The organism is Psychrobacter sp. H29, assembly GCF_059073055.1.
Genome location: NZ_JCACRY010000001.1, coordinates 1 through 13,847 on the forward strand (window position 1 = coordinate 1; position 13,847 = coordinate 13,847).

Sequence of the window (13,847 nt, forward strand, 5' to 3'; positions counted from 1 at the left end):
ATAGCGACGTTGTCCTTCGGCATAGAGGGTATCGAAAGCCAATGAAGACTTACCAGAGCCAGACAAGCCTGTGATTACCACGAACTTATCTCGCGGAATGTCTAAATCAATATTTTTTAAATTATGAGTACGTGCGCCGCGTATTGCGATATGGTCATGTGCCATCGTTTATGGGTTTCCTATTTGCTAAAAGGGGAGTGAAAATATGTCAAATAAAAAGCTAAATACAGATCAATACAATGTTTATTTGATAGTGGCATATTAAAGATATGCAGTGGTTGGTTGAAAATGCGAATAAGTTTTCAGTTTGTAATTGTGCTACCACTTATAATTTTACTATTAATAGTTTCGCTGCTGACTACCAGTGCTTTATATGGTTACTTACTATTTATTTCGCGAGGCAATTGATTCTGTATATCTGCCTTGTGCGTCTAAGCAAATCTAAATCAAATCCCTGTTAAGTAACAGGCATCGTTTGTTATGGTTTTGACCAAAAGTGTCATTTTTTGAAGGGGTTTGTCATTCAAATTATCGTCTGAGTCGAGTGCTAATAACGTTTGCGACGCCTTACTTTATTGTCATGGCGACAGCATTATTCAAGGTGTAATAAGGTATATGATGCAGTTGGTAACAAAATAATCTTGTAATATGAACGGCTTGAGCGTGAGCGGTCACTAGAGTATGTTCGCTTGAATGGTAGCGTCAGCACAAAAACCCAAAAGTCTCGGCAACCAAACGGCGAATGTCTTATACTAGGGGGCTTGATTTGTAGGCTGATGCCTTGATAAACCAGTAGTGATAAATCATGGTGTAGTAGAAATGCCAGCAGCGAAAAACCAGCAGTGATCAACCAGTGAGGCAATTATGAATAGCGTAGAGAAACGGGCAATCCTCGGGGTCGGTGGTATCTTTGCCTTGCGAATGATTGGCTTGTTTATGATTGTGCCAGTGTTCTCTGTTTATGGGAGCAATTATACACATGCGACGCCGTTTTTGATTGGGCTGGCAGTCGGTATATATGGTTTGGGGCAAGCTATTTTTCAGATACCAATGAGCCTTGCTGCTGATAAGTTCCCGCGCAAACCCATTATATTTTTGGGATTGGTATTGTTTGCGATTGGCGGGATAATTGCGGCAAATGCAACCGACATATATGAGGTAATCATTGGACGGGCGCTGGCGGGTAGTGGCGCGGTCTCTGCGGTATTGATGGCGCTCTTAGCCGATGTGACGCGTGAGGAGATGCGCACCAAAGCAATGGCTACCATGGGTCTGACTATTGCGACCTCTATCATGCTTGCCTTTGCCTTTGGTCCATTGTTAGTCGGTTCGCTCGGTATATCTGGGCTGTTTTGGCTGACATCAGGGTTTGCCGTATTGGCGATGTTATTGCTGCTTGCTGTGCCAACACCGATGCGTGTGCTCAAACACAATCTAGACAACAAAACCATCGGTCAGCAACTGGCAACTGTCCTCAAGATTGGCGATCTTAACCGCTTACACATGGCTATATTTGCTTTGCATTTAACGATGACGGCTATATTTGTCATACTGCCACACCAGCTGAGCGAAGTGATGGGGCTATCAGTACGTCAGCAAGGACTGGTGTATTTGCCGCTGTTGTTCATTGGTTTTGCAATCGCGATACCTTTTATTATTATCGCCGAAAAGAAACGTAAGATGCGTCAGGTGTTCTTGGCAGCGATAGCGCTAATGACCGCAGCATTGGCGCTGCTTGCACTGGGCAGTCAGGTTGGTGTCGGCATCATCTTGGGTTTGCTACTGTACTTTATGGGCTTTAACTTACTTGAGGCCACCATTCCTTCATGGATCTCTAAGCGTGCACCAGTTGCCAATAAAGCAACGGCAATGGGGCTTAACTCTTCGAGTCAGTTCTTTGGTGCGTTCGTTGGCGGTGCGATGGGTGGTTTACTGCTAAATCAGCCGAACTTATTGGCATGGGGTATCTTGGCTATCATTATGGGCGCCGCGCTATTGATCATTCTTCCGATTGCGCAGCCGCCTTATTTATCAAGTACGACAGTGACGATACCCAAAAACATCAATATCCAAGAGTGGTCACGTCAAATGCTCGCGGTAGATGGCGTTGATGAGCTGGTCGTGATGGCAAAAGAGCAGGTGGCTTATTTAAAATTAGATAAGACGCAATTGACGGACGACTCGCGTCAGCAGCTGTCAGGTTTGGCACAGAGTCCACTCGACCTCTAGTACGTTATTTATAGACTCATAAATTCGTAGAAGCGGGACTATTGTAGAAACGAAGATAAATGTGCAGCGCTGAGTAGACAATACTCCTATAGATGGCCATTATGAGTAAGTAGACATTAACCCTTTATCTCTATTTACAAGGAATTGATATGAGTAAGTTTAAAAAGCTAGCGATGGGTTTTGGACTGTCAGCCACGCTATTGGCTTCTGGCTGTGCGACACAGAATATTCAAGCCTATCAGAACACGACGCCGACGCTCGATATGCATGAGTTTTTCTCAGGTCAAATTGAGGGTTGGGGAATGTTCCAAAGTCGCAATGGTGAGGTCAAAAAACGTTTTTATGTCGACATCGATGCAACTCATGAAGGCGATGATGTCATCGTCTTAAATGAAAAGTTCTCATGGGCAGATGGCACAAAGTCTCAACGCATATGGCGTCTGACTGAACAATCAGACGGTCGCTGGGTTGGTACCGCTGGAGACGTCGTAGGCGCGGCAACAGGTGAGGTGGTAGGCAATACCTTGCACTGGAACTACGTATTAGAGCTACCTGTTGAAGATAAGACTTATAATGTCAATTTTGATGATTGGATGTATCTTATCAATGAAGATGTCATGCTCAATCGTTCAGTGATGACAAAGTTTGGCGTGGAGCTGGGCAGTGTGACGCTGAGTATGCACCGTCAAAACGCTACTGATAAGTAATTACTGTCAGGTAACTATTCTTAAGTAACTATTGTCAAGTAATGGTTTATAGGACTGCGATTGGATAACACTATAAATGGATAGCGCTGAATTTGGATAATGCGATAAATTATTAAGCACAATAAAATATGCTTAAAAGTACCCAGTATTCAGCGCATCTTGAAAATGGCAAAATGCCCCTAATAGTAGTAGAACTACGATAGTTTTGAGAAATTATTTAGGCGACATAGATTGACGTCTACCCTAAGTAGACTGTAGATATTTCAATAAAAATTGGTTAAAGTAAACTCATATAATTGATATTACTAAGAGTTGATAGCATCAAATGCTGCTATTAGATAACGATTAAAACAACGTATTAAATTATTCATCAATAAAAGGACAGTATCATGCGCGGAGTTAATAAAGTTATCATCATTGGTAACCTTGGAGCAGATCCTGAGGCACGCCAGTTCAATAATGGTGGCAGCGTGACCAATATTTCAGTTGCGACATCAGAGCAGTGGACAGACAAACAAAGCGGCGAAAAAAGAGAAGCGACAGAGTGGCATCGTATCTCGCTATTCAATCGTCTGGGTGAGATCGCCGCGCAGTATCTGCGTAAAGGCAGCAAGGTCTATATCGAAGGCAGTCTGCGTACGCGTAAATATCAAGACCAAAGCGGCCAAGATCGTTACATTACTGAGATTCGCGCTGAGCAAATGCAGATGCTTGATGGTCAGACTGGCGGTGGTCAGGGACAAGGCAATAGTGGTGGTTTCAGTAACAACCAAGGTGGCTCAAATCAGGGTTATGACAATCAAAATGGCCAAAACAACTATGGTCAGCCAGCTCAGCAAGGCGGGTACAATAACCAAGCGAATGGTGGGCAGAACAGTTTTAATAATCAAAACGCGCCTGCGCCGCAAAATCAGTTCAATCAATCAGCACAAAAGCCAGCACAGTCTAAGCCTACAGCGATGCCAGATGGTCCTGTAGATGATGATATTCCGTTCTAATTTATATAAGAAAGGAAGTGTAAAGTTAATTGAATAGATAAAGAACCTCGTCACTGGCGGGGTTTTTTAATGTGTGATCATAAATACTTAAAAATTCAGTCACTGCTAAAATTCTAATATCAGCTTTGGTCATATTACAAGTTGGTTGCTAAGACATATAGAAGCATCTATCTTTAGAAATACATAAAGATAAGACTTCTGTTTGTTTTTGCCTGCTTTATATTTTTAAATTATTCATTATCTTTATTCATTTTTTTGCCACAAGTAAATGGACAATAGCCACCTGCAAATAAAATTAATGCCATAAACTACTTTTTATGACTGTTTTCATTATCATTTTTTATATTGAAATTTATAAAAACTACCTTTCATACCTCATATAAACCGTTTGTTCTATCCAGTTTAATTGAGACTAACAGTTTATTGATGACATTGATATACTCAGCTCAAATAAAACTGCACACGACTTTAAGTATTGATGCTGCTACTAAAAAGTTATCTAGCAATAAATACGAATCAATTAAAGTTCGATCATGTGACGGTTTAAAACATAAAATTATTTGGGTTGGCATCTTACAGGCAGGGTGCTTATCTGACTGCCAGTACAGAGTATAAAGAATGAATGACGGTGATGTGTTTCGCAAAAGTGATGTGGGTAGAGAAGAGATAAAGTCTCAAAGTCTTGGTGTATTACCAAGAGAAGCAAGAACGTTGTTAATTATGATCGACGGTAAGCGAACCTACCAAAACTACCTAGATACACTCGATAATAGCAAAATGTTTGCTGACTTTGGTGGTGTTGCACCTCTATTCGAGCTGCTTTTAGAGCTCGAGTGTATCGAAGTGGCGAATACCACGAATACGCGTGCCCGTATCAAGACAGAACCTCAAGCATCTAGCAGCACGCAAGTGCCAGAGACCTTGCGATCTCAATCAACACAAAACTCGTTTGATACCAGTACCGAGACAGAGTTCGATCGTACTTTTAATAGTAAATCACCTAGCAGCGTTATAGACGCTGGTAAAAAATCGTTAGGCGGTATTTTTAAGTCAAAAGTATCTGATAGCAATTATGGAACGATAAAATCGGACTTGGCGACTTATATTGAAAAAAACGCCCCGCCTGCTGAGGCTTGGGGTTATCTGTTAAGTTTGGAGCAGTGCAATGACAGCTCACAATTGCTGCGATTGGCACAAGAGATACAAAAGAGCAGCAACGCAAATTTATCACGTGGTATGAATGAGTTTATCAAAAGAACTCAGTAGTAGAGTGGATAAAACAACTGGCTCATTATCAAAAGTAAATAAGCTGTCTTTGCTTATTGGGCTATCAAATATGTACACACTATTAAATATCTACAAGCTATTAAATATTTACAAGCTTAACAAACTAATTGGAAAAACCTATGGAATCAGTCGATCTTTCAGAGTCAAATCGTCAAAAAATGCAACATGGAGAGCATCTCATTGTACGTTTGACTTATATTAGCCGTTATAACAATAATAATCTCAACGGTGAGGTGACTCGTATTCTTGAGCAAGCGCAGCAAAACAATGAGCGCAATGGTATTACTGGTGCCCTAGTATTTAACCACAACTACTTTTTGCAGAGTATTGAAGGGGCAAGACCAGTGATCAATGCACTGCTTAGAAAACTTGTCCAAGACGATCGCCACCACTCTTTACAGATCGTTGAGTGCCGCGAAGTTGATCAGCGTCACTGGAACAAATGGTCAATGAAATACTTGATTCCAAGCGATGAGAACAAAGGGATTGCTCTGAAGTTTTCGACAGGTAATGAGTTCAACCCTTACCTGATGAGTACCAACCAAATTATGATGTTGATTGATACGTTATCGGAGCTTCAAGAGCAAGAAGGACAGCATGCTTCTCAAAAGAAAAAACCTTGGTATGCTTTTGGCTAATTGGTTGATGCCTATAGAGTCTACCTGCTTCCATAACTTTTTTATAAGAGAAAAAATATGACATCAGTAAATACAGATGCTCACATCTTAATGAGCATGACCTATGCCAGTCGCGCAAACCCAGATGTATCGGCTACTGACTTCAACGAGATATTGCAGCAAGCACAGATCAATAACGCCGCCAACGGCATTACTGGCATGCTGACATTTAATAAAGATTATTTTTTGCAGACCGTAGAAGGTCCAAGAGCGCAAATTAATCGTTTGCTATATAGCCTGATTGCTGATGAGCGTCATTATGATTTACAGGTTATTGAAACGCGAGAATTAAAGCACAGAGAATGGTCAAAGTGGTCTATGAATTACGCATCTCCAACCGAAGAGAACGCTGCTGTGTATCTAAAATACTCTACTACGAATGGGTTCAATCCATATTTGTTGAATGCCGACTCTGCCAATGGCTTGATGAATGAGCTGAGTGCTCAAAAAGGTTAGATAAAATATCTGGGTCTCGATAGCAGTCAAATACCCTGAAGTTAATCAAAAAATATTTTGAGATAATAATTAGGATAACAGTCGATTGACTTTAATTATATCTAATATAATGAATATTTGTTGTGGCCAATAATGCTGCATTGCCAATAACGCTCAATTGTTAGTATGACGAAATATCAAAACAGCAACGATGGTTTTTGATAAATGAATGATCAAGCAAATTTTTGAAGATGTAATATCGACTTAGTTAAAAACAGTGTTAATGATGAATGAATATTCATTCAGGTTCTCAATAGGAATGATAGCTCTATTGAGGTGAATAACTTTTATACAATTGGATTTATTATGAGCAAAAACAACGCAATCGATTTAGACAACTTAAACGTAGACGAGCTACGTGCTATTACTGAAAATGCACAACAGCTTATCGCCAAAAAACAACACCAGCGTTTGTATGACGCGTATATGCAGTTCGAAAAAATCGCAAAAGAGAGCAATGCGACTATCGAAGAGATCCTAAAAGCTGGTGAGACGTTAGAGAAAAAACGCAGTATTAAGTACCGCAATGGGGATAACAACGAAGAGACTTGGACTGGTCGCGGACGTAAACCAACGTGGTTGGTCGAAGCACTCGCAGCAGGTCGTGATCTTGAAGACTTTGCGATCTAATGGTGTAGACCTAGGTCGCCATACAGTACGCAGACGAGCTTAGCAGTCTTGTAGATAGTGGTTTATTTACAAGTATTTAGTCGTAAGTGACGTCACATCGCAAAACAGAGAAGCCAGTATCTATGTTGCCATTATTTTGGCAAAAAGATACTGGCTTTTTTTCTGTCATCTATAGGCCATTGTTTGTTATGATAATGACGTTTTGGTCTTATATAAGAGTTGTGCAACTGTGACCCAAGTATCTGAGTTGTCTCATAAACGTCCTCGTAAGCTTTGGTGGCTGATCGGGTTCGTATTGTTTGCACTATTTGCCGTGTTGCAGATGCCAGCGGCGTGGCTACTTGAGAAATATGCGCCCAATACCCCCTATGTACAGCATGTGTCAGGCAATGTCTGGCAGGGCTCTGCTATCTGGCAACTTCCCATATCATCGACACCGCTCATAGGCATGGCCGACTGGTCGTGGCAGCCATGGCAACTGCTCACAGGTAAGCTTGGCGCAGATATCAACATAAAAACAGAGCAAACAAGACTGAATGGACAGGTGAAGCTTGGTTTTAACTCATGGCAAGTCGACGATATGAGTGGGAAAATCGCGCCTGAGACTCTAAAAAGTGTCGTTGACTGGCAATTACCCAATACGCCTATTCAGGTCAATGGCGTCTCATTGACGCGCTTATCTGATGACGCCGACAACAAGGTAACATCAGAAACTTCTAACAATGCATCTACTCAGAGTACTACTGGATTCAGTGCTGCAGAGGGGCAGCTGACATGGGTAGGCGGTGAGGTGGGCTATCCCAGTGGTGGCAAAGTTTTTTATCTGACTATGCCTGCATTACGGGCAGAGCTGAGCGCAGAGCAGAAAAACAATAGAAACCTTCTGCATATCAACTTGTTGAATAATCAAGATAAGCGTCTGGGTGATCTGTATATAGACGGTGATAATATGCTGGATGTCAGTCTGACCCAGCGCCTACTAGAAAACATGCCTGAGTACAAAGGACAGGCACCGCAAGATACGCCAGTCGTTAGTGTGCGTCAACCGTTGCTAACTGGTCTAGGGGCAAACTAAATGGCCAATATGACCGCAAGCCTAAAACCCGTTATAAATACTCTCAATCGTTTTTCAGGATGGTTATTGCTACTCGCCATTGCTTGGTTATGTTGGACAGCTGCCCGTCTTTTGTGGTTATTGTTGGCAGCGCCCTTAGCACCTGCATTACCGCTAGCCCCTTTGCAAAGTAATGCAAAGTCTACCAATGATTACAGTGGTTTGTTTGCGATATTTGCTGATCCCGATCCCATTGCGGAGGCAGTCCAGCCACCACCCAACGTTGAGCTCAAAGGGGTGTTGCTAGCGATACCTGAGAGTATGTCTTCGGCATTACTTAATATTAATGGTGAGGTGAAAAACTACCGAATCGGTGATGGACTAAAAGATAGTGACTATATTCTTGTCGCTGTTGATTGGAATTCAGTTATTATCGCTGATGCTAATGATAAAGAGACCATCATTAGCATGCCAGATGCCATGATACTAGATCAAAGCAAAATGCTGGCAGGCGGCGTTAGTAATCAGCGCTTGCCTAGTAACAGTCTATTACCAACTGCTCCTCAGGCATTGCAAGAGACACCTTCTGAGCCCGCAGTAGAGACGAGTGAAAGTAGTCCGCAGTCAGCTATTGAGGAGGCGGTCACGGCGTTGCAAGAGAACCCTGCCAGTTATTTGAGTAGAATGGGGGTGATGGCGTCAGGTGAGAGCTATCAAGTGACAGCCGCGATGCCGTCAAAACTACGTAACCGATTAGGGCTTGAGCCGGGTGACAAAGTACTGACGGTAAATGGACAAAGCGTGGGTAACAATCCGGCTCAAGATGCGGGCGTGTTACAGCAAGTACAGCAAGCAGGTGAAGCACAGATCGAGGTTCAACGTGGTGAGCAAGTCATTACGATTCGCCAGCAGTTCTAGCACGGCGGCTCTTTAGCACAGGTTGCTCGTTAAAAACTCAGTACATATTATGCAATATCATTGTAGGTAATTATAAATATGGTAAGTTTTCATCAATTTTCAGCCACACCTTTACATCGTGTTCTGCAGCGCTTGATGCGTCTAAGCCGTCCTATCTGCCTAGCGGTACCATTGTGGGCAGCCAGTATGGGCCTTGCGAGTGCTGAGAGTTGGAAGGTCAACTTACAAGATGCCGATATCAAAGCTTTTATCAATGAAGTGGCAACCATCACTGATCAAAACTTTGTCCTTGATCCTCGTATCAATGGCAATGTCACCGTCATCTCCAACAAAGCCTTATCCCGTGATGAAATTTATCAGCTGTTTTTGAGTGTGATGCAGGTCAATGGTATCGCGGCGATTGAGTCGGGTACGACGACCAAGCTAGTGCCGGATAATGTTGCCAAGCAATCTGGCGTTGCTGTTGATTTGCGTGGCAACAGTGTTGGGGAGTCATTGGCAACCCGAGTGATTTATTTGACAAATACCCAAGCTGCGGAGGTTTTAGGGGTCATACGGCCACTGATGCCGCAGTCAGCCCACGCTGCTGCGGTACCTGGCGTAAATGCGCTTGTGCTATCGGATCGAGCAGATAGCCTCAATCAGCTGACAGCGCTTATTCGTGATTTGGACAGCAACGTCAATGATAGTTTACAAGTGATTCCATTACGTCACGTCGATGCCGAACGTATGATGGAGCTCATTAGTGCGTTGGTCGCAAATGCTGGTAGCGGTCAAGCGCAAGGTAGTAACAATCAGCTAAAGGTCATCGCTGATACCTCAAGCGATAGACTGCTGGTCAAAGGCAGTCCTGAGATGATTGCCAAAGTTCAGGAGATGGTCAATCAGCTCGATACTACGCCTACAAGACGCCTAAGTGGCCTCCGTGTCTTTCGCCTAAAGTATGCTAGTGCCACTCACATTGCCGATATGCTAAGAGGGTTGCTGGCCAATCAGTCAATCAATAGCGCTGGTGCAACATCCACATTAGAATCAGCCTCTTTGAATGATGCAAGCAGCATAGGCGCATCCATCAATAGTGCTGCAAATGAAAGTATTAATAATAGCAGCCCCTCAGTGGTACCCACCAGCAATGCAGGCGTAGCGAGTACAGGCGTCGGGAGCCGACCGTTTAGTATCATTGCTGATGAGACGCAAAATGCCGTTATCGTAAACGCTGCGCCTGAGCTCATGTTTGAGATTGAAGATGCCGTCAATCAATTAGACAGTCGCCGCGCGCAGGTATTGATTCAGGCTGCTATTGTAGAAGTCTCAGGAGATGATGCGACTCAGCTCGGTGTTCAGTGGGCGCTTGGCAATGCCAACAGCGGTTACGGCGTTGTAAATTTTAATAATGTCGGCGCTAGTGCAACGACGCTGGCTGCCGCTGCACTGGCAGGGAGCAGTACGGGTATAAGTGCGGCTGCCAGCTCTATCGTTGGTGCATTGGTCGGTATCGGTGACAGTCGAACAGACAGTCAAGGGAATACTGAGTTTTATGGTGCTATTTTGCAGGCACTTGATTCTTCTACCAGTGCCAATCTACTATCTATGCCGTCTATTTTGACATTAGACAATGAAAAAGCCAGTATTCTGGTTGGACAGAATGTTCCTTTTGTCACAGGCTCATTCACCACTAGCGGCAATGATTCAAACAACCCTTTCCAGACCATCGACCGTCAAGACATTGGTATCAACCTTAATGTCATTCCCCACATTGGCGATAACGGCACAGTACGTTTGGAGGTGTCTCAAGAAGTCTCGTCTGTCGTACCAGGCAGTACTGGCAATGCTAGTGGCTTAATCACTAATAAAAGCCTTATTAATACGACGATTTTAGCAGATGATCAGCAAACCATCGCTTTAGGCGGTTTGATGCGTGACAACAGCACCACTCGCCAACAAAAAGTTCCAGGTCTTGGTAATGTTCCGCTAATTGGAAGATTATTCCGCTCTGATAATGACAGTACCCAAAAGAGCAATTTGATCATATTTTTGCAGCCAACTATCTTGCGTGATGGTGGTGCGGTAGCGAGTGTGACTGAGCGCAAGTTCAATCAGATGCGTGTACTGCAGCTGGTCATTGACAAAAACGGCACGATTAAACAACTGCCACTGAGTGGTACACAAGGTTGGGATGGCGATGTCAGTGCAGACTACGAGTTAATGCCACTCAACCCGCTCATTCCTAAGCGTGATCAGACCCCAAATTCAACTTCTCAAGGTTTTACCAAGGTAGACAGTCCTAATAGTGGTATAACGACCTATCCGCTAAGTCGTTAAAGCTAACGTAGTTCGCTACTAGTTATTTGCTACTGTAGATCGCCAATGTCCCTTAATTACTATGAGCCAATGCACGATATAATTGTATAGTTATGTCGTACATTGGCTTGCGTGTTCACAATATAGCCACTACTATACTAAACATTAGTAGAATAATATCGCGTATCCGATATCTGTTGATATGATTTATATTCAGGTAGTAAATGGAGCCAAAATGGCAAATCATAAAATGTTTAAGAAATGGCTAGTCCTGAGCGCTATTGCTACCGCTTTGACGCTCATTCCTCGGCGCAGCAGCCGCAACGCTGACACAGAGGTATCCAATAAAGACTGCAACAAAGCCAGTGATCAAAGTAGCTCTCATGATGATACGAACGCTAATTAGATCACGTATTAAATAGGCAGTGCAGGCTTTTTATATTGGGTTTTATAGTTAGCGCATCAGCTGTTAATATAGTCATTGGTATAATATGATGATTGATAAGGTATTTTGCTAAAACAGTTATTTTGGAGCATATCAATGGCGGCTACCGAGTCATCGACTCTCGATAAAAAAACATCAGTCAGGATGTATCCCCTCATTGATACACATACTCATTTTGATACGCCAGTATTTGATGATGATCGAGCTTGGCAGGTACAGCGTGCTTATAGTCAAGGTGTACGCCATTTAGTGTTGGTAGGTTACTTATATCAGTATTTTGAGCGGATGTACGACACTGAGCAGGTACTGAACAAAAAAGCATCACAGTCTTCTGCCAGCGATATTCAATATCAGGACGAACCTTATATACATACTCATATTGCGCTGGGTTTGCATCCTTTTTATATCGAACAGCATACTGACGAGCACCTGATAGCATTGGCACAGATGATGACAGAGCGCCGCCCTTTAGCTATTGGTGAGATTGGCCTAGATACATTTACTGATGCGATGAAAGCGCCTAGTGTATTTGCTAGGCAAAAGCGCTTTTTTAAGGCGCAATTAGATATTGCAGTGACCCATGAATTGCCAGTGATGCTGCATATTCGTAAGGCGCATGCCGAAGCACTCGCTATATTAAAAGCGCATGATTATGATGCACATGAATTGGGCGGTATTGCCCACAGCTTTAGCGGCGGTGAACAAGAGGCCAAGGCTTTTGTAAAATTGGGATTTAAGCTGGGTGTTACCGGTCAGATTACCAATCCAAATGCCAAAAAACTCCGCCGTGCGATTACAGCCGTTGTTGAAGAGTATGGTATAGCATGTTTGGTGATAGAGACTGACTGCCCAGATATGACGCCTATGATGTGTCAAACATCGCATGATGAGCATTCAGAGTCTGGACAGAGCCCCTATAATGAAAGAGAAAATGCCCATAAGCATGATAGAAACGTCCCTGCTAATTTGCCTTGGGTGCTAATAAGTCTGAGTGAGCTATTGGGCGTATCACGTGATAAACTTGCTAAGCAGTTGTGGCAAAATAGCTGTGACGCCCTAAAAATAACATGGACCTATCCGGCATGACTAATCTTGTATGATTGGTCTAGCATGACCATGAGAGACGATAGGAAAATGGAAAAGGCGAGGGGTAAAACGCAAGTCATAAATGTCGTGGTTAGCACATAAAGCAATAGTTATCATTAAAAAGAGTAATTCGAACCGTTATGAATGAAACACAACAATTTGAGCCGCCAAAATTAAAAGAAAACGCTCTAGTACAACGCGACGCTGATCAAGAAAGTGAGCAGTATGATCGCCGTTTTCAAGGGACGCGCACGCTCTATGGTACGTCAGCGGTAGATACTTTTGCGGCAGCTCATGTCTACGTTATTGGCGTAGGGGGTGTGGGCTCTTGGGCCGCTGAGGCACTGGCTCGAACAGCAGTAGGTACCATCACTTTGATTGATTTGGATGTATTGGTCGCCTCTAATGTCAATCGGCAGCTACCTGCTTTAGACAGTAGCTTTGGTCAAAGTAAGATTGCGGCAATGGCAGCACGTATCAAAGAGATTAACCCCAAAGTGACGTTGAATCTTATTGATGATTTTTTGACAGTAGATAACGTCGCTGCCCTACTACCAAGTCTTGATGATGCAAAAGCTGCTGCCAAGCAAGGTAAGCCCATAGTAGTGTTAGACTGTGTAGATGACATGAATGCCAAGCTAGCAATCGCACTGCATTGCCGTTTTAATAAACTAAAGCTCGTCTGTGCGGGCGGTGCAGGTGGCAAAATAGATCCAAGTCAAGTTAGAGTAAGCGATTTGCGCGACAGCTATCAAGATCCACTACTGGCCAAACTGCGCAATAAATTACGTCATGAAAAAGGCATCAATAGCGCACTAAAAGACAAGTTCGGTATCAAGTGCGTTTATTCTATAGAGCCGCCACATGTAGACAAGAGTTGCCAAGCAGGCGGTTTACAGTGTGGAGGCTATGGGTCAGCAGTGGTTGTCACATCGGTAGTAGCAATGATTATGGTCAATGAAGCATTACAATTATTGATAAAACAGACGAGCCCTCAACCGAGCGTCTGATATTATTTAA

General features: G+C 43.2%; 13 protein-coding genes. All 13 read left to right on the plus strand.

Going from position 1 to position 13,847, the window contains the following annotated elements:
- The first annotated feature begins 864 nt into the window (after positions 1-864).
- Positions 865-2,229 carry an MFS transporter gene (locus tag AC5JP1_RS00005; protein WP_493842638.1) on the plus strand — a complete coding sequence of 455 codons (1,365 nt, stop codon included), beginning with the start codon at positions 865-867 and terminating at the stop codon, positions 2,227-2,229.
- A gap of 149 nt (positions 2,230-2,378) precedes the next feature.
- Positions 2,379-2,936: a DUF3833 domain-containing protein gene (locus AC5JP1_RS00010; RefSeq protein ID WP_493842639.1), complete on the plus strand. Its 558-nt coding sequence runs from the start codon at positions 2,379-2,381 to the stop codon at positions 2,934-2,936.
- A 389-nt stretch (positions 2,937-3,325) separates the two neighbouring features.
- A complete protein-coding gene (ssb, locus tag AC5JP1_RS00015) occupies positions 3,326-3,934 on the plus strand; it encodes a single-stranded DNA-binding protein (RefSeq protein ID WP_493842640.1) in 609 nt (202 codons plus the stop codon).
- 618 nt (positions 3,935-4,552) lie between these two features.
- Entirely contained in the window at positions 4,553-5,200 is a 648-nt protein-coding gene (locus tag AC5JP1_RS00020; protein ID WP_493842641.1) for a hypothetical protein, read from the plus strand.
- 140 nt (positions 5,201-5,340) lie between these two features.
- Positions 5,341-5,859, plus strand: coding sequence for a BLUF domain-containing protein (locus AC5JP1_RS00025; protein ID WP_493842642.1), 519 nt, complete (start codon positions 5,341-5,343; stop codon positions 5,857-5,859).
- A 57-nt stretch (positions 5,860-5,916) separates the two neighbouring features.
- The gene (locus tag AC5JP1_RS00030) at positions 5,917-6,354 is read left to right on the plus strand and encodes a BLUF domain-containing protein (RefSeq protein WP_201607542.1); all 438 of its coding nucleotides are present in this window, start codon (positions 5,917-5,919) and stop codon (positions 6,352-6,354) included.
- A 345-nt stretch (positions 6,355-6,699) separates the two neighbouring features.
- Positions 6,700-7,023, plus strand: coding sequence for an H-NS histone family protein (locus AC5JP1_RS00035; protein WP_201607544.1), 324 nt, complete (start codon positions 6,700-6,702; stop codon positions 7,021-7,023).
- Between the two features lie 229 nt (positions 7,024-7,252).
- Positions 7,253-8,098: a type II secretion system protein N gene (gene gspN / locus AC5JP1_RS00040; protein WP_493842643.1), complete on the plus strand. Its 846-nt coding sequence runs from the start codon at positions 7,253-7,255 to the stop codon at positions 8,096-8,098.
- A complete protein-coding gene (locus AC5JP1_RS00045; RefSeq protein WP_493842644.1) occupies positions 8,099-8,995 on the plus strand; it encodes a type II secretion system protein N in 897 nt (298 codons plus the stop codon).
- A gap of 78 nt (positions 8,996-9,073) precedes the next feature.
- Positions 9,074-11,317, plus strand: coding sequence for a type II secretion system secretin GspD (gspD, locus tag AC5JP1_RS00050; protein ID WP_493842645.1), 2,244 nt, complete (start codon positions 9,074-9,076; stop codon positions 11,315-11,317).
- 214 nt (positions 11,318-11,531) lie between these two features.
- Positions 11,532-11,702: a hypothetical protein gene (locus AC5JP1_RS00055; protein WP_443525850.1), complete on the plus strand. Its 171-nt coding sequence runs from the start codon at positions 11,532-11,534 to the stop codon at positions 11,700-11,702.
- A 183-nt stretch (positions 11,703-11,885) separates the two neighbouring features.
- A complete protein-coding gene (locus tag AC5JP1_RS00060) occupies positions 11,886-12,827 on the plus strand; it encodes a TatD family hydrolase (protein WP_493844401.1) in 942 nt (313 codons plus the stop codon).
- Between the two features lie 140 nt (positions 12,828-12,967).
- The gene (locus tag AC5JP1_RS00065) at positions 12,968-13,837 is read left to right on the plus strand and encodes a tRNA threonylcarbamoyladenosine dehydratase (protein WP_493842646.1); all 870 of its coding nucleotides are present in this window, start codon (positions 12,968-12,970) and stop codon (positions 13,835-13,837) included.
- The last annotated feature ends 10 nt before the right edge of the window (positions 13,838-13,847 follow it).